Here is a 20,527-nt window from a genome sequence, read left to right on the forward strand (position 1 = left end):
ACGTCTCGAACACCTGACGAAACCCGGCGGCGTACCGCCGGGTTTCGTCGTATCTGGGGTCTCGGCGGCCGGATCACCGCAGCGGGACGGTTAGCACCGCGTCGGTGCCGCCATCGGCGCCGGGCGCCAGCTCCAAAGTCCCCGAGAGTTCGATGGTGACCAGGGTGTGCACGATCTGTAGACCCAATCGTTCCGATGCTCGTAGGTCGAATCCCGCCGGCAGACCCACCCCGTTGTCGGAGACGGTGATCACCAGCCGACGAGTGTTGCGGTCGGCGTGCACCACCACTTCCCCGGCACTGCCCGAGGCGAAGCCGTGTTCCACCGCGTTCTGGATCAGCTCGGTCAGCACCATCACCATCGGCATCGCCAACTCCGATGGCAGCACTCCCAGCTGACCGGCTCGGCGGACCACGGCGTTGCTGTCCCCGGGGGCGACGTCGGCCATCACCGGCACCAGCTGGTCGACCACGACGTCGAGGTCGACCTCTTCGTCGACACTTCCCGACAACAATTCGTGCACCAGCGCGATGGCAGCCACGCGTCGCACCGCCTCGGTCAACGCGCTGCGCGCTTCGGGGTTGTCGGTGCGGCGCGCCTGTAGCCGCAGCAGCGCCGACACACTCTGCAGGTTGTTCTTCACGCGGTGGTGGATTTCGCGGATGGTGGCGTCCTTGCTGATCAACGCACGGTCGCGACGTTTGAGCTCGGTCACGTCGCGCACCAACACCGCTGCACCGGTGCGTTGTCCACGCGGGATGAGCGGCACCGCGCGGATCAGCACGCTGGCCCGCCGCGCGTCGGCTTCGATCCGCATCCCCGACCGGCCGGCCACCGCGTCGGAGATCATCCGTTTGGCGTCCTCGGCGACGAAACGGTCGGTCACCAGTTCGGTCAGCACCGCGTTGAGTTCGTTGCCGGTGAGGTCGGCCGTCCAACCCATCCGGTGCACCGCCGAGAGTGCGTTGGGGCTGGCGAACACGACGGTCCCGGTGTCGTCGATGCGGATGAAGCCGTCACCGGCGCGGGGCGTGGACAGGCTGCGCGGGTTGCCTTCGTGTTGGGGGAACGCGCCGTCGGACATCATCTGGAACAGGTCGTTGGCGCAGTCCTGATACGCCAACTCCAGCGGGGACGGCATGCGTAGCTGCGCAAGGTTGGCGATCCGGCTCATCGTGGCCACCACCACCCCGCCGAACCGCACCGGGATCGCCTCGCGCCGAACCGCGGTGGGCCCAAGCCAGGTCGGGTCTTCCTCGCGGAGGATGCGCCCGCTACCGAACGCGCGGCGGACCTGTGGATTCGATCCGGGCACCGCGCCGCCATCGCGCCCAGACCCCACGGGACGGCCGGAGCGCTCGGCGGGGTCGGTGGACTCCGCCGGTTCGACGAGCAGCTCCCCCACCTGGTCGGCCGGAAAAACCGTGGAGGCGGTGTTGGGGCGACACTGCGCCACACAGATCAACCGATCGGCGTCGGTGCGCACGTACATCAGCAGGTCGGCGAAGGACAGGTCGGACAACAGTTGCCATTCGGCGACCACTCGTTGCAGATGCGCCGCGTCGGCCCCCGACAGCGAGGTGTGTTCGGCCAGCAGGTCGGTCAGCGTGGACATCTGCACCCTGGGATCGAGCGCGCCGGTCCTGCCGAGGGATACACCTGAGGTCAGTCGTCGAGGGTGGCGATGACGTGGCCGGCTTGGATCACGTCGCCCACCGACACCTGCACCTCAGCGATGGTGCCGGGCTCCTCAGCGAGTACCGGGATCTCCATCTTCATCGATTCCAGCAGCACGATGGTGTCGCCCACGTCGACGCGTTGGCCGGGGGTGACACGCACCTCGAGCACGCTCGCCACGATCTCCGCCACGATGTTCTCCGCCATGTGCCGACCTCCGCGTTGTGGATGGACCATCTGGGGGGCCGACGCGATCACCGATCGCGGTGTCCCTCTCTCGCCGATCAACCTATCCCAGAGCGTCGAGGCGTCGACGATGCACCGCTGGGCTGAACACGGATTGGGTGCCAGGCAGGTGGCGTGGGAGTATGGCGGTATGTGCGCACCGATCGCGCACGACAGTCAGAGGAGGAACCATGGGAAAGCGTGGACGCAAAAAGCGCGCTCGTAAGAAGAATGCCGCCAACCACGGCAAGCGCCCCAACGCCTGACGAGCCGAACGACGCTCGTACGCAACATGATCGAAGGGCCGGATTCCCGTTGGGAATCCGGCCCTTCGTCATCACTCGGCTGTGGTGTCAGGCCTCGCGCACGTGCTCGATCACGGTCTGACGGATCTCCAGGGTGAGGCGCTCCTTGAATCCCGCCGGTGCGGTGTCGCCACCGCATTTTCGGCTGATGAGGCTCTTGAGCTTGGCCTCGATCCCGTAGTGCGACAGACATGACGAGCAGTTGTCGAGGTGTTCCTGCAACCGCTCTCGTGCGTGCGGTTCACATTCGTCGTCGAGCAACAGCCAGACGTCGGCGATGACCGCAGAACAGTCGAGCTGCTCGAACTCGGCGGCTTCCTCGGCGGTCTGCTCGATGCGCGGTGGCAGGATCTGGTCGGTCATCGAGTTGCCTCCTGAGCTCGCGATGAACGGTTGAAGCCGCGGTCAGCGGCCACGTCGGCAAGGAGCTCCCGCAGTTGCTTGCGGCCACGGTGCAGACGCGACATCACGGTCCCTATGGGCGTGTCCATGATCTCGGCGATCTCCTTGTAGGGCAGGCCTTCGACGTCCGCGTAGTACACGGCCATGCGGAAGTCCTCGGGTAGTTGTTGCAGCGCGTCTTTGATCTCGTCGTCGGGCAGCGCATCGAGCGCCTCGATCTCCGCCGACCGCAGTCCGGTCGAGGTGTGTTCGGCGGTCGCCGCCAGCTGCCAGTCGGTGATCTCATCGGTCGGGTACTGCGCGGGCTGACGTTGCCGCTTGCGGTAGCCGTTGATGTAGGTGTTGGTGAGGATGCGATACATCCAGGCCTTCAGGTTGGTTCCGGCCTTGAACGAGTGGAATGCCGAGAACGCCTTGACGTAGGTCTCCTGCACCAAATCTTCGGCATCGGCGGGGTTGCGCGTCATCCGCAAGGCCGCCCCGTACATCTGGTCGAGCAGCGGCAACGCGTCGCGCTCGAACCGTTCACCGCGCTGTTCTGGCGTTTCCTGCACCTCGTCGCCGTGGTCGGCGTCTGTGGGCTGCGTATCGGTCACCGCGGCTCCTCCCTGTCGAGCACGAGACGCCGGGATCGGCGAATCGGCATCGGTCAAGCCTACTGACCCGGCGGGTGTGAACAGAGTCGGTGCGGGCGCAGCCGGGGAATCGGGACGTGTCCCGTTTCGTTCCAGCGTGTGCACCGTCATCGGTATCGCTCCTTCGCAGTGTCGCGTTGTCTCGGGCGCGATGTGGGCACGCCCGAGATCTCGATCCGGTCACGACCCCGTAAACGATCACAGCGCCACGACACGAAATGATGTCATCTCATCCCAACACTCGCTATCCGATGATTGTTCCGTTGGCGCCACACCGATCGGAAAACTGAGCAGACATGGCCGCAACAGCTGCGATTCGCGCCCTGCAGAAGGCGGGAGTCGAGTTCACCGAGCATCGCTACCGCAGCACTGGATCAGACTTCGGCGACGAAGCCGTCGAGGTGTTGGTCGAGCGACTGTCGATCGCGCCTACACGCGTGCTCAAGACCCTGGTCATCGCGGTCGACCCTCGGCCAGGGGTTCGCGCCGAGTTCGCCGTCGCGGTGCTACCGGTGGACCAGCGCCTGTCGGTGAAAGCAGCGGCCGCGGCCCTTCATGCCTCGCGAGCTCAGATGGCTGATCCGGCGGCAGTCACCCGGAGCACCGGGTACGTCCTGGGCGGGGTGTCCCCGCTCGGACAGAAGACCACCTGGCCCACGTTGATCGACTCCTCGGCGCTCGACTGGCCGACGGTGTTCTGCTCCGGCGGTCGACGCGGATTGGAGATCGAACTCGCCCCGGGCGATCTGATCAGGCTCACCGCGGCCGTCGCCGCCTCGATCACCGCGTAAGGCCCACGGCGTCGACTGGGCCGACATTCGCCTCGACTGGGCAGAAACCCGCGTCGACTGGGCGTTCATCACATCGGCAGGGTGGGTTTGTGACGTCAGTGACACGCGGTGGAGATGTCGCTCACTCGGCCGAACATCACCGCCCGAAGAGAAACGACCCCACGGTGGGGAGGACCCAAAGACGGCCCGAGGGACGAAGCGCCGCCGCAGCCGCCGCCCTCTGCGCAGCAATCGTCGGCAGAGGGCTGGCGGCTGAAACGGGATCGTGTCGACTCGCTGCGGCGGATAGGTGCCTATAGCAGCGTGCCCTGTTCTGGTTCGGGGTCGACCGGGGCCAGCAACTCGGGGCCGTTGTTGGACACGCGATTGACCAGGGGCGCCACTTCGCGGATCGCGATGGCTGACACCAGATCCGGGGTCGGCGGAGCCAACAGCTCAGCTGGTGCCGGCGCATCGGGGTCCAGCCATTCCTCCCAGCGCTCGGTCGGCATGATCAGCGGCATCCGGTCGTGGATGTCGGTGAGGGCACCGACGGAATCGGTGGTCAGGATGGTGCAGCTGAGCAGCGGCTGGTCGTGATCAGCTGCGGACCGGTCGTGCCACACCGCCCACAGCCCGGCCATGAACAGCCGCGTCCCGTCGGTCGGTGACATGAAGAACGGTCGCTTCAACGGCTTGCCGTCGATGCCAACGTCCTTGCGCCACTCGTACCAACCGTCCATCGGTACCAGGCAGCGCCGTGACTTCAGCGACGACTTGAACGACGACTTCTCTGCGGCGCTCTCGGCACGAGCGTTGAACAACAGCGGCGCCCTGGCCAGCTCCTTGGTCCATGGCGGCACCAGACCCCACCGCATGGCCCGAACCCGCATCGTCGGGTCGTCGTCGGGGGTGTCGCGTCCGTGCCGGCGCACCACGGTCATGACCGTGGTCGTGGGAGCAACGTTGTAGTTCGGTCCGGGTGTGCGACTGGACGAATCAGGTGGCGCCGTGTCGTCGAGCACGGTCACCTCGTCGACTGCGTCGAGCTCTGCGGCCAGCAGGGCCGGGTCGGTTGTCACCGCATAGCGTCCGCACATGTGCTCATCGTCGCATCACCCACCGACGCTGGACGCGAACTCGCCGCCGCCCACGTGGACGCGGGACGACGGCGAGTCGGGCATGGATCAGGAGTCGGCGTTGATGACCTTGGCGATCTGCTTGTTCAGCAGCTCCACCGACTGGGCGTTCTCCTCGTCGGAGATCGTCCCGCCGATCTTGGTCACACTCACCGACACAGTGCTGCCGTTGACGTAGCTACCGATGGTCAGCAACTGCATCGCGGCGGTCTCGGTGCCCAGCTTCGCCGTACCCTCGCTGATCACGGCCAGCGCGGGTTTGTTGGCCCCGCTCACCTCGGCCACCCGGTTCTTGAGGGTGGCGGTCACACCGTTGGAGTCGCCGGGCTTGGGGGTGAAGGTCATCTCCGGGCAGGACGCCACATCGTTGCGCACCTTGTCGAAGGAGTCATCGATGCCCAACTCCACGGTGACCGCGTACTGCACGGCCTCGCCCTCCCACTTGGCCTTTGCCTTGTCGAAGTCACCTTCGTCTTGGTTGCCCACCTTCTCGCAGGCGGCGGGGGTGATGACGGGTTTGTCGTCGGCGGCGTTGTCCTTGTCGATGGCCGCCTTGTCGTCGACGCTGAACTTGCCGCCGGTCGGAAAGTCCGATTCGGCCAACGCCAGCTCGGTGGCGGCGACGTCGGGCGCTGCCTCTGTCGCCGGAGACGCCGGGTCGGAGGCGGCATCCGACGAGGAGTTGTCGGAGTCAGAACATCCGGACAATACGAACGTCAGTGCGGCCCCGACCGCGATGGCAGCGGTCGCGGCGCGCCCGATGCGGTTGGTGGGTCGTGACGAGATGGGTGAAGTGATCATGGCGGGATCATAAGGGGCGTTTTGTCCGTTTTGCGAATATCTCCCTCAGCGAGAGTCTCTGTCCGCTCGTGACAGAATCGAGCTCATGATCCCGTGGCCCGCTCCCCGTCTGACGACGCCGGTGGCGGCGACGGTGGCGATGCCGGGGTCGAAGTCGATCACCAACCGCGCGCTGATCCTCGCGGCGTTGGCGCAGGGCCCCTCGCACTGCCGCGGGGTACTGCGCAGCCGCGACACCGACCTCATGCTCGACGCCCTGTCCGCGCTCGGCGCAACGGTGCACATCGATGCCGCCGATCCGACCACGATCACCGTGATCCCCCGCGCGGCCGACACCCCAGATCTGGGATCGGTATCGGTCGACTGCGGGCTGGCCGGCACCGTGATGCGCTTCGTACCACCGCTGGCCGCGCTGAGCCCCGGCGCGGTCACCGTCGACGGCGACGAACAGATGCGGGCGCGACCGATCCGCGTCATGGTGGATGCGTTGCGCCACCTCGGCGTCGAGATCGATGGCGACACATTGCCGTTCACCATCACCGGACGAGGCGCCGTTGCAGGCGGCAGCGTCACCATCGATGCCTCGTCGTCGTCGCAGTTCGTCTCCGGCCTGCTGCTCTCGGCGGCACGGTTCGACCACGGCGTCACCGTGCACAACGGCGGCACACCGGTCCCCTCGCTTCCACACATCGAGATGACCGTTGACATGCTGCGCACCGCAGGCGTGGTGGTCGACGACGCCACGCCCGAGACCTGGTCTGTCACACCAGGACCCGTTGCTGCGGTGGACTGGGAGATCGAACCAGACCTGTCCAACGCCGCAGCGTTCCTGGCGGCCGCGGCCGCCACCGGTGGCCAGGTCTGCATCCCCCGCTGGCCGGAGCGGACCACCCAACCAGGTGCACAGATCGTCGACATCCTCCTGCAGATGGGTTGCACCGCACAGCGATCCGGCTCGACCCTGACCGTGTCGGGCGGGTCATCACTACCCGGCCTGATCGCAGATCTCTCCGATGTCGGCGAGTTGACCCCGACCATCGCCGCCCTGTGCGCACTGGCCGAGGGCCCCTCGACGCTCTCGGGCGTGGCTCACCTGCGCGGGCACGAGACCGACCGGCTTGCGGCCTTGAGCACCGAGATCAACCGGCTCGGCGGGCAGTGCACCGAGACCGCCGACGGTCTGCACATCACCCCAGCCCCGCTGCACGGGGGAACGTGGCGCGCGTACGCCGATCATCGGATGGCCACCGCGGGCGCGCTGATCGGGTTGCGGGTGGACGGTGTGAAGATCGATGACATCGCCACCACGGCGAAGACATTGCCCGACTTTCCGGCCATGTGGACGGCCATGGTGGCGGGGAGCACCCGCTGACCCGCCGACAGCTCGACGAATCCGACGTCCGAGTGCGCCCGGGCAAGGGGACCCGTCCGCGGACCAAGACCCGCCCCGCCCACGACGACGCCGAGTCGGCGACCGTGGTCTCGGTCGATCGTGGTCGGTGGGGATGTGTGCTCGACGGCCCCGACCGGCGTCGGCTGGTGTGCATGCGGGCACGAGAACTGGGCCGCACCCCGATCGTGGTGGGCGATCGTGTGTCGGTCGTGGGTGACCTGTCCGGGACCACCGACACGTTGGCGCGCATCGTGAAGGTGGAAGAACGGTCGACGGTGTTGCGGCGCACCGCCGATGACACCGACCCCTACGAGCGGGTGGTGGTCGCCAACGCCAGTCAACTGCTGATCGTGACCGCATTGGCTGATCCCCCGCCTCGGACCGGTTTCGTCGAACGCGCACTGGTGGCGGCGTACGTGGGCGGGTTGACCCCGGTGTTGTGCTTGACCAAATCCGATCTGGCCGCACCCGACTCCTTCGCCGCCGCCTTCGCCGACCTCGACCTGCCCGTGGTGGTGGCCGGACGCGACGATCCGCTCGAACCGGTGGTCGAGTTGTTGCGCGGCAAGCTCAGCGCGCTCATCGGCCACTCCGGGGTGGGCAAGTCGACCCTCGTCAATCGCCTTGTCCCCGAGGCACATCGGGCCACCGGCGCTGTGTCAGGAGTTGGCAAGGGGCGCCACACATCCACCCAGTCGGTGGCGTTGGAGCTGCCCGGCGGCGGATGGGTGGTCGACACCCCTGGCATCCGGTCGTTCGGGCTGGCCCATGTCGCCGCCGACGACATCATCGACGCCTTCGACGACCTGCGTGCGGCCATCGCCGAATGTCCGCGTGGCTGTACACATCTGGGCCCACCTAGTGACCCCGAGTGCGCGCTGGACTCCCTGCAGGGCCATACCTACCGACGGGCGATGGCCGCCCGCGCACTGCTGGAGGCGGTGCTGCACAGCGACCCTGCGCCCGAGGAGCAGCCCGACGACTCGGTGTGACCGACGTCGTGGCAGCGCGGGTCAGACGGCGACGCGCCGGCGCGAACGGCGTTCGGCGATGGCCGTTTTCAGGCCACGACGCACCCGCGGACCGAACTCACCCGACCGCAGCCCCTCCATCCGCTGCGCCACCGCATCGACTGCACCCTCGAACTGGGCAGTCACGGCGAACCGACGCTCCGAGGCGGTCTCGGGGGCATCGTCGGCTGTGGCGGTCAGAAAACGATCCGGCAGCGTCAACTTCATGATGGTGCGCAGGGTCTGCCAGTACTGCCGACCCAGCGAACCGGTCGTGTAGGGCAGGTCGTATTCGGCGCACAGCCGCTGGATCTCCACCGACATCTCGGCGTACCGATTACTGGGCAGATCCGGGAACAGGTGGTGTTCGATCTGGTAGCACAGGTTGCCGCTCATGAACGCCATCGCCGTTCCGGCCCGGAAGTTGGCCGTTCCCAACATCTGTCGCAGGTACCACTGACCGGGTGTCTCGTCCTGCAATGACTCGACCGTGAACTTCTCGGCCCCGTCGGGGAAATGTCCGCAGAAGATGACCACGTAGGCCCACAGGTTGCGCGCCACGTTGGCCGCGAGATTGGCCGACATCGTCCGCGCCGCGCGGCGGCCCGACAACGCCGGGAACAGTGCATAGTCCTTGACCAGCTGCTTACCCACCTTGGCCAGGAAATCCTTGAGCTGCGGCTTGGCCACCGACCATGGCTTGTTGCCCATGACCACTTCTTTGAGCTCGAGGTCGTGCAGGGCGATACCCCACTCGAACGTGGCCGCGAGGATCAGGTTGGCCACCGGTTGCGCGATGTGTTTAGGCGTCCACGGCTCGTCGCGGGTGACCCGCAACAGGCGGTAGCCCACATCGTGATCCATCCCGACCACGTTGGTGTATTTGTGATGGACATAGTTGTGCGAGTGCTTCCAGTGCGGCGCCGCACACACCATGTCCCACTCCCAGGACGTCGAATGCACCTCGGGATCGTTCATCCAATCCCATTGCCCGTGCATCACGTTGTGGCCCAGCTCCATGTTCTCGATGATCTTGGCCGTCGAGAGGAGAGCGGTACCCATCACCCATTCCAAGCGCGACCGGTTGTTCCACAACACCAGCCGACCCGCCGCCTCCAGCACCCGCTGGGCCAGGATGGTCCGCCGGAGGTACGTGGCGTCACGCACGCCACGATCGGTCTCGACCCGACGGCGCAGTGCGTCGAGGTCGGCCCCCAAGGCAGCCACGTCGTCGTCGGTGAGGTGTGCGTAAGCGTTGATGTCAGTGATGGCCATAGGCCGGTGACTCCTGTCGAGCGGGCAGCGCACAGTCGTGTGGCGCGAGTGCCTCGTGGGCGTTGCGGCTGCCCGACCACTTCGGAAGAGCACCGACCGCGCAGGACGTCGCGCGGACACTTTTCATTGTCCCGACTCTGGGCTGTGATTGCCAACATCGCCGCACGCGGTGTCGGCGATGTTGGCAATCGGTGACGCTGGCCGCCTCGGGCCGACGATCGCGTCGGTGACGATCACGCCGCCTGACTGGACCTCTCACGGTGGCCACCGACGAGGGGCGTCAGTGTCCGCAGCCCGCGCCGACGACGGTCACGCACGTTTGCGATGGCGGTACGCAGACCCCGGCGGCGACCCGTTCGGGGGTCGATCGTCGCGGCGATCCCGCTGGTGCCGGTCTCGAAACGACGCTCGGAGGCGGTCTCGGGGGCATCGTCGGATGACGCCTTCAGGTACTTGTCGGGCAGCGAGAGCTTGGCGATGGTGCGCCACGCCTTGGCGTACTGGAGCAGGAACGGACCGGTCGTATAGGGCAGATCGTATTCGTCACACAGTGCGCGCACCCGCACCGAGATCTCGCGCAGCCGGTTGCTGGGCAGATCCGGGAAGAGGTGATGTTCGATCTGGTAGCACAGGTTGCCGCTCATGAACTCCATGGGGAAACCCGCGTGGAAGTTGGCGCTGCCCAACATCTGACGCAGGTACCACTGCGCCTGCGACTCGCTGTCGACGTCCTGGCGGGTGAACTTCTCGGCCCCATCGGGAAAGTGTCCACAGAAGATGATCGCGTTGCTCCACACGTTGCGGATCACGTTTGCCATGATCATCGCGGTGAACGCCGCGCGCGCACCCTCGGTCGATCGGGTCGCCACACCGGCGGCCGCAGGCGACAGCACGTAGTCCTTGACCATCTGCTTGCCGACCTTCTCCAGGACCACCGCCGACTTGGCCTTGAACTCGTCTCGATCGACCTTGCCGCGCACTGCCTTGCCCAGCTCGAGGTGCTGCACGGCCACGCCGTACTCGAACGCGGCGGCCAGCAGCGTGTTGTAGACCAGGTTGCCCAGGTAGAACGGGTGCCAGCGCTGGTCGCGGGTGACGCGCAGCAGGCCGTAGCCCACGTCGTCGTCCATCCCGAGAACGTTGGTGTACTTGTGGTGGATGTAGTTGTGAGTCTGCTTCCAGTGCTCGGACGGATCGGTGTTGTCCCATTCCCAGCTGGAGGAGTGCACCTCGGGATCGTTCATCCAGTCCCACTGGCCGTGCATGACGTTGTGGCCGAGTTCCATGTTCTCGACGATCTTCGAGACTCCGAGCGCCGATGCGCCGAGCCACCACAGCCCGCGCTTGCGGGAGCCGAAGGTGATCAGGCTGCGACCGGCGAACTCGAGTCCACGCTGGAAGCGGATGGCGTTGCGGATGTAGCGGGCGTCGCGCTCTCCGCGTGACGCCTCGATGTCGCTGCGGATCTCGTCGAGCTTGCGCCCGAGCTCGGCGACGTCTGCGTCTGTCAGATGTGCATATTCGGGAATGCTGTGGATCGCCACGGGCACCCTCCGTTCCTCGTTGCCCAACCTATACCTACGTAGCCGTAGGTTACGCACCCGTAGGTCGCCCTGTCCACCACGTGGCGACGTGAGTGTTTCGACACCCGCGCGATCGCCTCGCACCATCCCGGTCCGTTCGCACGGTTCCGGTCCGTTCGCACGGTGCCGGTCCGTTCGCACGGTGCATGCGCCGTGCGAACGATCACCAACCATGCGAACTGGCGTCAGGAGTGCGAACGGTCGACAACCATGCGAACGGCAACTAGAGCAGTTCGAGCAGGAACGGCAGTTCCTGGGTGGCGTACCAGCCGAGGTCGTGATCGTCGACGTCACCGACCGCGAGTTCGGCTTCCTCGTCACCGAGATCGGCCTCGTCGATCACGGCCACCGCGGCGCTCACGAACGGTTCGGCGTCGCGCAGGTCGACGTGCACCGACGCGATCGCCTCCAGTGGCACCGCCGGGTCGACCCGCACCACGGCGGTGTCGAGATCAGGACGCAGGGTCGCGTCGAGATCGGCCGCCACCACCACCCGCCGCGCCGGCAGAACGGGCGACTCCGATCCGGACTCCGACTCCGATCCGGACTCGAGCTCGGCGGCCAGCAGTCGCAGCGAGGCACGCGCCGCCTCCCGCATCGCTGCCTCCGCGAGTTCCTCGTCGTCGCCGGAGGTGTAGTGCTCCCGGAGCGCGGGGGTCAACGCGAAACCCGTTCCCCCGACCGCATCGAACTGGCCGGTGTCGTTGAGTCGCATCAGCATCGCCAGCGTGGCCGGCAGGTAGACCCTCACGTGCACTCTCTCCTCATCACATCTCTCAGGGCAGCCGGTCGAGCAACTCGTCGAACGACTCCGCGAGGAACTCCGGCATCGCACCGAGGTCCCACATGATGTCGCGGTCGCCGTTGAAAGCGAAGCACACCGCGCTGTCGTAGGACGTGAGCCCGACGGCCAAGGCACGGTTGGGCACCAGGGTGGGCACCGGGTAGATCGCCGAGATGCGATGTCCGGCAAGATATTGCGCCGCGCCAGGACCGCGCGCGATGCTGACCGGGAGATTGAACGAACGCCCCGACATGGTGGCGGCCGCCCGTGAACTCATCGCGTGGAAGGTGGCAGGCCCCACCTCGGGCAGCCACGACCGTGCACCCATCGACACCCGACGGGTGGAATGGGCGTGCCGTTCGGTGAGATGGGCGACCTGCGACAATCGCACCGTCGGATTCGGTTCTCCGACAGGCAGGTCGGTGACGAACCCACGTAGCCCCTCGGCCATCCATTCGGCGTCGCTGGTCAACTCGTCGAAGCGCCCGTCGTCGGGAAACGCGCTCAGCGGGATCATGGCGCGCACCGTGGCGTCGGAGTCCAGCGCCACGTCACGGGCCAACAACCAGCGTCGCAACGCTCCGGCGATCACCGCGAGCACGACATCGTTGACCGCGCAGTCGAACTCGCGCGCGATCCGGGCGCACCGCTGCGCCGGCACCGAGGCCGTCGTGAACCGTCGGCTGCCGCTGGTCGATCCGTTGAGCGGACTGTCGGGAGCGCCGTCGGCCAACTGCAGCATCGACCCGATGCGCCGGATGGACCCGGTCACCACCGACCCGAGCGCGGTGACCGGCGCCGACACCGCCCGTGCGGTGTCCAACAGCTCCCACGGCCGGGTCACGGCCTCGGTCAGCGCGCCCACCACCAGCTCGGCTCCACTGGGTGCGCGGGCGGGCAACCACAGGTCTTCGGGCATGGTCTCGGCGGTGGCGTCGTCGTCGAGGATCACCTGGTTGATCTCCAGCGCTGCGCGGCCGTCCACCAGTGCCCGATGGGTCTTGGTCAACAGGGCCATCCGGTTGCCGGCCAGCCCCTCGACCAGATACATCTCCCACAGCGGCCGGTGCCGGTCGAGCGGGCGCGACATCAGCCGCGCCACGAGGTCGTTGAGCTGATCGTCGGTGCCGGGTTCGGGTAGTGCAGATCGGCGCACGTGATAAGTGATGTCGAAGTCCTGGTCATCGACCCACACCGGTCGGCCCAGCCCAAGGGTGACCTCCCGGATGCGGCGCCGATACCGCGGCACCAGCGCGAGTCGACTCTCCACGCTCGCCAGCAGACGCTCGTACCTCAGGCGTTGCTCGCCGGGCTCGATCATCAGCAGCGACCCCAGGTGCGTGGTCGATCCCTGCTCGTCGCGGTAGTAGAACGCAGCGTCCTCTGGTGACAGCCGGTTCACCACAGCACAGCCCGCCGTCCCGACGCCCCGGTGCGGTCGGTGCTGCAGATGTCGTCGGGCACGAGTGCGATCGTAGGCCAACGACCGCGCTGACATGGGCGGTCACGACGACGGAGTTGCCGCGACCGCGACGCGCCTGAGGTGTTTTTGATGGGTTGAGCACGTTGATCGACGGCGCGAACCCATCAAGACTGGTGACATCCGAACGACCATCGGTGCCACGTCGGGCGATCGACACAGGCCACGGATGCGGCTGCGGCCGAGACAGGGGTGACATGGGCGTCGCGCTCGGGGTGATCGGGCTGGGCCGCATCGGGGCCTTCCACGCGCACACGCTGACCGAACTGCCCGGCGTGGACCGGCTCGTGGTGTTCGACGAGCGGCCCGAGGTGACCGAACGGGTGGCCGGCGAACTCGCGGCGAGCTCGGCGCCCTCGGTGGCGGCCCTGCTCGACAGCGACATCGACGGGGTGGTGGTGGCCGCCGCCACCCCGGCGCACTCGGAGTTGGTGGTGGCCGCAGTCGGTCGGGGGCTGCCGACGTTCTGCGAGAAGCCGATCGCGGCGACCGCAGCCCAGAGTGCCGCCACCGCAGCCACGGTGACGGCGAGCGGGGTGGCGGTCCAGGTGGGATATCAGCGCCGCTTCGACTCCGCGTTCGCCGCCGCGCGCGCCGCTGTCGAGGCCGGTGAGCTGGGCTGGCTGCACACCGTGCGCTCCACGACCATGGATCCCAGTCCGCCGCCGATGTCCTACATCGCGGGGTCGGGCGGGATCTTCCGCGACTGCGCCGTCCACGACTTCGACGCGCTGCGCTGGATCACCGGCCAGGAGCCGGTCTCGGTCTTCGCCGTCGGCGCCAACCAGGGCGACCCCGGGTTCGCCGCGGCCGACGACGTCGACACCGCTGCGGTGGTGGTCACCATGTCCGGCGGAACCCTGGGGCTGATCTCGAATGCCCGCTACAACGGGCGCGGGTACGACGCGCGTCTGGAGGTGCACGGCGATCGTGACGCAGTGGTGGCCGGATGGGACTGCGGGATCCCGGTGCGAAACACCCATCCGCACAGCACCTTTCCGACAGGGCCCAGCCACGACTTCTTCATGGATCGGTTTCTCGACGCGTACCGAACCGAGCTGGCGGTGTTCTGTGACGTGGTGACCGGAGCCGCCGAGTCGCCATGCACCGTCGCCGACGCGGTGGAGGTGGCCTGGATCGCCGAGGCGGCCACCCTGTCTCGCAAGCAGAGTCGCCCGGTCGCCATCGCCGAGGTACGCCGGTGACCATCCCGACCGTGTCAGCGTCGGCGTGGACACCGCCGGCTGGGACAACTCCGGCAGAGCTACGGCTGGCCGGGGCTCCCATCTCGTGGGGCATCTGCGAGGTGCCTGGGTGGGGACATCAGCTCACCGCGCAGCGGGTGCTGCGTGAGCTCGGCTCGGTCGGCCTCAGGGCGGCCGAGTTCGGCCCCGACGGTTTTCTGTGTCCAGTTGCCATGGTGGCCAACGGCATCACCCCGGTGGGCGGGTTCGCACCGGTGGTGGCCCACCGAGACGACCACGATCCCCTCGAGGCGCTGGCGCCGCAGATCGCTGCGTTCGCCGCGTGCGGGGCCGACGTCCTGGTGGTCGCCGCGGTCAGTGGCTGCGACGGCTACGACCAGCAACCCGTGCTCGACGATGCAGGCGCCGCGACGTTGGTGAACAACCTCGATCGCATCGATGCCGCCGCGGCGCAGGCCGGTGTCCGTGCGGTCCTGCATCCGCATGTGGGCACCATGATCGAGACCACCGGCCAGGTGCAGCAGGTGCTGGACGGGTCGCGGATCGGATTGTGTCTGGACACCGGGCATCTGATGATCGGCGGCACCGATCCGATCGACCTGCTCGATTCCGCGGCGCATCGCATCGCCCATGTTCACCTCAAGGACGTCGACGCCGCAGTGCTGGCCCGGGTCCGCAGCGGCGAGTTGACCTACACCGACGGGGTCCGGGCAGGGATGTACCGGCCGGTCGGGCACGGAGACGTCGACATCGCCGGGGTGGTGGCGCGGCTGCGGGCGGCCGGGTACGCGGGATGGTGGGTGCTGGAACAGGACACCATCCTCGCCGGCGAACCCGACGGGCCCGGACCGGTGACCGACGTGGCCCGTAGCGTGAACTTCCTGCGCGCCCTGCCCTGATCGGCTCACACTGGCCGCCATGCCCCATCCGTATCCGATCCGCGAGATCGCCCGACAGGCCGGGGTGAGCCAGGCAACCGTCGACCGCGTGCTGCATGGACGTCCTGGCGTGCGGGCAGGCACCGTCTTGCGCGTCGAGCAGGCCATCACCGACCTCGACCGCCAGCGGTCGGCGCTGGCGCTGTCCGGGCGCAACTTCATCATCGACGTGGTGATGGATGCGCCGAAACGCTTCTCCACCATGGTTCGTCGCGCGTTGGAGGCCGAACTGCCGGGACTGCGGCCTGCGGTCATGCGCGCCCGTTTCGAACTGCATGACCGCTGGACGGTCGGCGAGATGGTGGCCGTCCTGAACTCGATCGCCCGGCGCGGAAGCAGCGGGGTCCTGCTCAAGGCACCAGATGTCCCCGAGGTGGCCGAAGCGATCAACCGACTCACCGCCGCGCGGGTCCCGGTGCTCACCGTGGCCACCGATGTCCCCGCCAGCACCCGCATCGCCTACGTGGGAATCGACGACCGTGCGGCCGGCGCCACCGCGGCGTATCTGATGCATCATCTGTTGCGCGGCAGCGACGCTCGTGTACTGGTGCTGACCACCCGCGACTTCTTTCGCAACGAGGAGGAACGCGAGATGGGGTTCCGTGCGGCGATGCGCGGCTACGACACCGAGCGCCGCATCGTCGAACTGTCCGACACCGGCGGGTTCGACGACGCCAGTCGCTTGGTGGTCGGTGCTGCGCTGCGTGCCGATCCCCTACTGCGGGCGGCGTATTCGATCGGCGGCGGCAACACCGGCATCGCCGCAGCATTCGCCGACGCCGACCGCACCTGCGAGGCGTTCATCGGCCACGACCTCGGCGAGCAGAACGTGGCGCTGCTGCGCTCGGGGGCGATGACCGCTGTGCTGCACCATGATCTGCGCGCCGACATGCGCGCGGCCACCCGATCGATCATGGCCCACCACGGGGCGCTGCCCGGTCCGGTGTCGGTGCCACGGTCGGCGATCGCGGTCATCACCCCACACAACGTGCCGGGTTGATCACCGCGCGCGGCGCCGCCCGTCGCAATTCGTGTCCGAGCGCTTCGAGTTCGGCACCGCCGGCCATCTGCCGGGTCAGCTCGTCGAGATCGATCTCGTCGTATCGGCAATCGAGTTGTTGGCGGCCACGATTGAGCAGCACGAAGTGATCCCCGACGAGGTGGGCATGGTGCGGGTTGTGGGTGATGAACACGACCCCGAAACCGCGCGCCTTGGCGGCCGCGACGTATCTCAGCACCATGCCCGACTGTTTGACCCCGAGCGCTGCGGTCGGCTCGTCGAGGATGAGCACCCGGGCCCCGAAGTAGATGGCCCGGGCGATGGCCACACACTGTCGCTGCCCACCAGAGAGCGATCCGATGGGCGCGTCCACGTCAGGCAGGTCGATGCCCATCTTGCGCAGTTCGGACAGGGTGCGGGTGCGCATGGTGGCGGTGTCGAGCGATCGCAACACCCCCGATCTCAGTTCCTGACCGAGAAAGAAGTTGCGCCACACCGGCATCAGGTTCACCACGGCGAGGTCCTGGTAGACCGTGGCGATACCCTTGGCCAGCGCGTCCTTGGGTGAGGAGAACCGCACCACCTCGCCGTCGACCAACATCTGCCCGTCGCTGGGCTGGTGCAGCCCGGCCATGATCTTGATGAGCGTGGACTTGCCTGCGCCGTTGTCACCGAGCACGCCGGTCACCTCACCGGCGCAGACCCGAAGGTTGATGTCGGACAGGGCGGTGATGTTGCCGTACCGCTTGCCCACATGGCGCAACTCGATCAGCGCAACCGCCTCCGGGGAGCGGTCAGATGGCGCCGACGCGGTAGCCGGCTGGGGATCGGGGGTGCTCATGGACACATCGCTTTCATACCTCGACCGTTCGGTCACCGGCGCGCCGCGAAGGCGCGGAATCCGTTGTTGGCCAACACCGCGAACAACAACATGGCCCCCAGGAAGAACTTGAACCAGTCGGGGTTCCACCCGGCGTAGACGATGCCCTGGTTGGTCATCCCGAAGATGAAGGCGCCGATGGCCGCGCCCACCGCGGTGCCGTAGCCGCCGGTCAACAGGCAGCCACCGATGACCGCGGCGATGATGTAGAGGAACTCGTTGCCCACGCCCTGCCCAGACTGCACCGTGTTGTACTCGAAGAGCAGGTGCATCCCCAGGAACCAGGCACAGAAGCCGACGAACATGAACAGCCCGATCTTGACCGCGGTCACCGGGACGCCCACCGCACGGGCGCTGTCCTGGTTGCCGCCCACGGCAAAGATCCAGTTGCCCACCCGGGTTCGCATCAGCACGTAGCTGGCCACCAGCGTCAGGATCAGCCACCAGATGATGGTGATGCGCACCGACACACCTGCGATCCGGAAGGTGGACGCGAAGACGCTGTGCGCGGAATCGAAACCCTGGATGTCGGAAATGTTAGGTGTGGCAACCTGTTTGGTGACCAGGCGGGTCACGGCCAGGTTGATCCCGGTGATCATGAGAAACGTCGACAGCGTGATCAAGAACGACGGGATCTTGGTGCGCATCACCAGGTAGCCGTTGGCGAATCCCACCGCCAAGGCCAGCACCAGCGACAGCAGACAGGCCGTCCACACGTTGAGGTTGAACTGAAAAGCCAACAGCGAGGCCGCGATCGAGCTCAGGGTGACCGCGACACCGGTGGACAGGTCGAACTCGCCGCCGATCATCAACAGTGACACCGCGCACGCCATGATCCCGATCGTCGACGAGGCGTAGAGGACGGTGGAGAACGAGTCGAGGCTGCGAAAGGGTGCTGCGACCACACAGAAGAACACGAAGATGGCCACCGCGCCGAGCAGCGCACCCACCTCGGGTCGCAGCAGCATCCGCTGGACCGGGCTACGCCGACGCACTCGCTCGTCGGTGCTGGTGCCCGCCTCCTCGGCGACCGGGGTACTCGTGGTCACCGAGTGCCACGCTTGGCGTACTCGGCGATCGCGGCGATGTTGGACTTGTCGATGAACGATGGTCCGGTCAGGGACGGCTGGCCACCACCCATGGTGTTGCGGTTGGTCAGGTACAGCCACAGCGAGTCGACGGCGAGATAGCCCTGCAGGTAGGGCTGTTGGTCGATGGCCCATTCCACGCTGCCGTTCTCGATGGCGCCGACGAGTTCGGAGTTGGTGTCGAAGGTGGCCACCTTGGCTTTCGATCCGGCTGCACTCACCGACTTGACCGCCGTGAGCGCGAAGGGGGCGCCGAGGGCGATGATGTGATCGATGGATGGGTCCTGCTGAAGTTTCGCGGTGATCGCCGACTCCACCGACGGGATGTCGGTGCCGGCGACGTTGAGGTTCTCCACGCCGGCGCCGGGGGCAGCCGGAGTGCTCCCGCTCCCGGCGAGCAGACCGTCGCGCACTCCGGCGCACCGATCCTCCAGTGCCACCGAGCCCTGCTCGTGCACGATGCAGATCACCTTCTTGGCACCCTCGGACGCCAGCCGCTCGCCAGCCGCCTTGCCCGAGATCTTCTCGTCCTGACCGAAATACGCGAGTGCTCCGGTCGGCTTCCAGGCGTTGATGCCACCGTTGAACACCACGGTCGGGATGCCTGCCTTGACCGCGGAGGTGATCGTCGGGGCGATCGCGTCGGCGAAGGACATGGTGACCGCCAGACCGTCGACCTTGGAGTCGATGGCCGACTGCACCAGCGTGGCCTGATCGGGGCCAGAGTTCTTCGACGAGTACTTCAGGGTGATGTTGTCCTTGGCCGCAGCCGCTTGCGCGCCTTTTCGGATGAGGTCCCAGAAGGTGTCGCCGGGGGCTCCATGGGTGACCATGGCGATGGTGTAGTTCTTGCCGGTGGCCTGGGACTGCGTGGCCTTCTTGCCGCCGGTGCTAGAGCATCCGGCGACCGCGAGCACGATGGCTGCGGTGACCGATGTGCCCACCACGGTGCGCCGCCAGGCGCGCGAGCGCCCGATGCGCCCCGGTGACGTCCACGGCGTTGTGGTGTCCATGTCGTTCCTTTCCCATCGGGACTCCCCTGCGAGATCACCCGAATTGGTGCGAGCCTGTCGTCATGGAGAGCTACGTCACTCTCGAATCCGTCTGATGAAATACCCGCACCCGCCGCCGTGTCAAGGATTTGTCCTTACATGTTGTCGGCGCAACGTGTCCACCTCTCACCGGCTGACCACGGTGGTCTCGAAAAAGTACCGGTTCGCGAGGTAGACGTGCTGGCCCACCTCCACCACTCGACCAGAGTCGTCGAAGGCGGTGCGACTCATCGTCAGCAGCGGGGCCCCGACGGCCACCCCGAGCAACTCGGCCTGCTGAACCTCCGCCGCGCGGGCGCCGATGCGCTGGCGGGCCAGTCGGATGTGTATGCCCCGCGCCCGCAGCGCTCGGTACAGACCGTCGGACTCCAACTCGCCAGGGGCCGGGGAGAGGTCGGCAGGCAGGTGGTTGGTCATCACCGCCAGCGGTTCACCGTCGGCCCGGCGCAGTCGGGTGAAAGACACCACCTCGGTGGTGTCGGCCAACTGAAGTTCCCGACGCAAGTCGGGATCACCCTGGTGCACACGGTATTCCAGCAACTGGGTGGTGGGTGTCAAGCCCGCGTTGGCGAGGTCGTCGTAGAGGCTGGTCAGTTCGACGCAACGCTGCACCGGCGACTGCACGACCTGGGTTCCAACGCCCCGTTTGCGGATCAACACCCCTTTGTCGACCAGCTCGCCGATCGCCTGCCGGATGGTGGGCCGCGACAGACCCAGCCGTTTGGCCAGATCCACCTCGTTCTCCAGGCGATCGCCCGGAGACAACTCGCCGGCCACGATGGCGCTCTCGATCGACCGGGCCAGCTGGTGATACAGCGGCACCGGTGTCGTCCGATCGATCCGGATCGACAGCGGGGCGGCCATGCGCCGACGCTAACACAGCCG

General features: G+C 67.1%; 21 protein-coding genes. 7 read left to right on the plus strand and 14 right to left on the minus strand.

Annotated elements, in window-relative coordinates; genetic code table 11:
- Window positions 1-73: 73 nt before the first annotated feature.
- Window positions 74-1,615 (minus strand): sensor histidine kinase, encoded by a 1,542-nt coding sequence (locus KIK15_RS02655; RefSeq protein ID WP_214242578.1) that lies wholly within the window; start codon window positions 1,613-1,615, stop codon window positions 74-76.
- Window positions 1,616-1,665: 50 nt separating this feature from the next.
- Window positions 1,666-1,884, minus strand: coding sequence for a biotin/lipoyl-binding carrier protein (locus tag KIK15_RS02660; RefSeq protein ID WP_214242579.1), 219 nt, complete (start codon window positions 1,882-1,884; stop codon window positions 1,666-1,668).
- Between the two features lie 209 nt (window positions 1,885-2,093).
- Here KIK15_RS02660 and KIK15_RS18825 point away from each other — a divergent pair, with 209 nt between their 5' ends.
- Window positions 2,094-2,168 (plus strand): 50S ribosomal protein bL37, encoded by a 75-nt coding sequence (locus tag KIK15_RS18825; protein WP_369758845.1) that lies wholly within the window; start codon window positions 2,094-2,096, stop codon window positions 2,166-2,168.
- Between the two features lie 87 nt (window positions 2,169-2,255).
- Here the strand turns inward: KIK15_RS18825 and rsrA are convergent, their stop codons facing one another.
- Both rsrA and KIK15_RS02670 read right to left on the minus strand, forming a co-directional pair.
- Window positions 2,256-2,570 carry a mycothiol system anti-sigma-R factor gene (gene rsrA / locus KIK15_RS02665; RefSeq protein ID WP_214242580.1) on the minus strand — a complete coding sequence of 105 codons (315 nt, stop codon included), beginning with the start codon at window positions 2,568-2,570 and terminating at the stop codon, window positions 2,256-2,258.
- On the minus strand, window positions 2,567-3,355 hold the full coding sequence (locus KIK15_RS02670) for a sigma-70 family RNA polymerase sigma factor (RefSeq protein ID WP_374222803.1): 789 nt from the start codon (window positions 3,353-3,355) through the stop codon (window positions 2,567-2,569). Before KIK15_RS02670 ends, rsrA begins: the two co-directional genes overlap by 4 nt.
- 185 nt (window positions 3,356-3,540) lie before the next feature.
- Here KIK15_RS02670 and KIK15_RS02675 point away from each other — a divergent pair, with 185 nt between their 5' ends.
- Window positions 3,541-4,035, plus strand: a complete 495-nt coding sequence (locus tag KIK15_RS02675; protein WP_214242582.1) for an aminoacyl-tRNA deacylase — start codon at window positions 3,541-3,543, stop codon at window positions 4,033-4,035.
- A gap of 293 nt (window positions 4,036-4,328) precedes the next feature.
- On the opposite strand, the gene KIK15_RS02680 is transcribed toward KIK15_RS02675, so the two are convergent.
- The gene (locus tag KIK15_RS02680; protein WP_214242583.1) at window positions 4,329-5,114 is read right to left on the minus strand and encodes an SOS response-associated peptidase; all 786 of its coding nucleotides are present in this window, start codon (window positions 5,112-5,114) and stop codon (window positions 4,329-4,331) included.
- An 87-nt stretch (window positions 5,115-5,201) separates the two neighbouring features.
- Entirely contained in the window at window positions 5,202-5,954 is a 753-nt protein-coding gene (locus tag KIK15_RS02685) for a hypothetical protein (RefSeq protein WP_214242584.1), read from the minus strand.
- Window positions 5,955-6,039: 85 nt separating this feature from the next.
- On the opposite strand from KIK15_RS02685, the gene aroA reads away from it, so the two are divergent.
- On the plus strand, window positions 6,040-7,326 hold the full coding sequence (gene aroA, locus KIK15_RS02690; protein WP_214242585.1) for a 3-phosphoshikimate 1-carboxyvinyltransferase: 1,287 nt from the start codon (window positions 6,040-6,042) through the stop codon (window positions 7,324-7,326).
- Window positions 7,293-8,339, plus strand: a complete 1,047-nt coding sequence (gene rsgA / locus KIK15_RS02695; protein WP_374222804.1) for a ribosome small subunit-dependent GTPase A — start codon at window positions 7,293-7,295, stop codon at window positions 8,337-8,339. The genes aroA and rsgA overlap by 34 nt, the downstream gene beginning before the upstream one ends.
- A gap of 21 nt (window positions 8,340-8,360) precedes the next feature.
- On the opposite strand, the gene KIK15_RS02700 is transcribed toward rsgA, so the two are convergent.
- From KIK15_RS02700 to KIK15_RS02715, 4 genes are all read right to left on the minus strand, one after another.
- Entirely contained in the window at window positions 8,361-9,632 is a 1,272-nt protein-coding gene (locus tag KIK15_RS02700; protein ID WP_214242586.1) for a fatty acid desaturase, read from the minus strand.
- Window positions 9,633-9,865: 233 nt separating this feature from the next.
- Complete coding sequence (locus KIK15_RS02705; protein WP_214242587.1) at window positions 9,866-11,176, minus strand: fatty acid desaturase; 1,311 nt, start codon at window positions 11,174-11,176, stop codon at window positions 9,866-9,868.
- 262 nt (window positions 11,177-11,438) lie between these two features.
- A complete protein-coding gene (locus tag KIK15_RS02710) occupies window positions 11,439-11,966 on the minus strand; it encodes a hypothetical protein (protein WP_214242588.1) in 528 nt (175 codons plus the stop codon).
- 25 nt (window positions 11,967-11,991) lie between these two features.
- Window positions 11,992-13,401 carry a wax ester/triacylglycerol synthase family O-acyltransferase gene (locus KIK15_RS02715; protein WP_307851707.1) on the minus strand — a complete coding sequence of 470 codons (1,410 nt, stop codon included), beginning with the start codon at window positions 13,399-13,401 and terminating at the stop codon, window positions 11,992-11,994.
- A gap of 275 nt (window positions 13,402-13,676) precedes the next feature.
- On the opposite strand from KIK15_RS02715, the gene KIK15_RS02720 reads away from it, so the two are divergent.
- Genes KIK15_RS02720 through KIK15_RS02730 form a run of 3 tightly spaced genes read left to right on the plus strand, consistent with a single transcriptional unit; the run spans window position 13,677 to window position 16,622 of the window.
- Window positions 13,677-14,684 carry a Gfo/Idh/MocA family oxidoreductase gene (locus KIK15_RS02720; RefSeq protein WP_214242589.1) on the plus strand — a complete coding sequence of 336 codons (1,008 nt, stop codon included), beginning with the start codon at window positions 13,677-13,679 and terminating at the stop codon, window positions 14,682-14,684.
- Between the two features lie 2 nt (window positions 14,685-14,686).
- Entirely contained in the window at window positions 14,687-15,583 is an 897-nt protein-coding gene (locus tag KIK15_RS02725; RefSeq protein WP_307851753.1) for a TIM barrel protein, read from the plus strand.
- Between the two features lie 19 nt (window positions 15,584-15,602).
- Window positions 15,603-16,622 (plus strand): LacI family DNA-binding transcriptional regulator, encoded by a 1,020-nt coding sequence (locus KIK15_RS02730; protein ID WP_214242591.1) that lies wholly within the window; start codon window positions 15,603-15,605, stop codon window positions 16,620-16,622.
- Here the strand turns inward: KIK15_RS02730 and KIK15_RS02735 are convergent.
- From KIK15_RS02735 to KIK15_RS02750, 4 genes are all read right to left on the minus strand, one after another.
- A complete protein-coding gene (locus KIK15_RS02735; protein WP_214242592.1) occupies window positions 16,597-17,463 on the minus strand; it encodes an ATP-binding cassette domain-containing protein in 867 nt (288 codons plus the stop codon). The genes KIK15_RS02730 and KIK15_RS02735 overlap by 26 nt on opposite strands.
- A 32-nt stretch (window positions 17,464-17,495) precedes the next feature.
- Window positions 17,496-18,470, minus strand: a complete 975-nt coding sequence (locus tag KIK15_RS02740; RefSeq protein WP_214243226.1) for an ABC transporter permease — start codon at window positions 18,468-18,470, stop codon at window positions 17,496-17,498.
- A 77-nt stretch (window positions 18,471-18,547) separates the two neighbouring features.
- On the minus strand, window positions 18,548-19,603 hold the full coding sequence (locus KIK15_RS02745) for a substrate-binding domain-containing protein (protein ID WP_214242593.1): 1,056 nt from the start codon (window positions 19,601-19,603) through the stop codon (window positions 18,548-18,550).
- 165 nt (window positions 19,604-19,768) lie between these two features.
- Window positions 19,769-20,506 (minus strand): GntR family transcriptional regulator, encoded by a 738-nt coding sequence (locus tag KIK15_RS02750; RefSeq protein ID WP_214242594.1) that lies wholly within the window; start codon window positions 20,504-20,506, stop codon window positions 19,769-19,771.
- Window positions 20,507-20,527: the final 21 nt, after the last annotated feature.

Origin of the sequence: Williamsia sp. CHRR-6 (assembly GCF_018474015.1) — a bacterium.
Lineage (GTDB): Bacteria > Actinomycetota > Actinomycetes > Mycobacteriales > Mycobacteriaceae > Williamsia_A.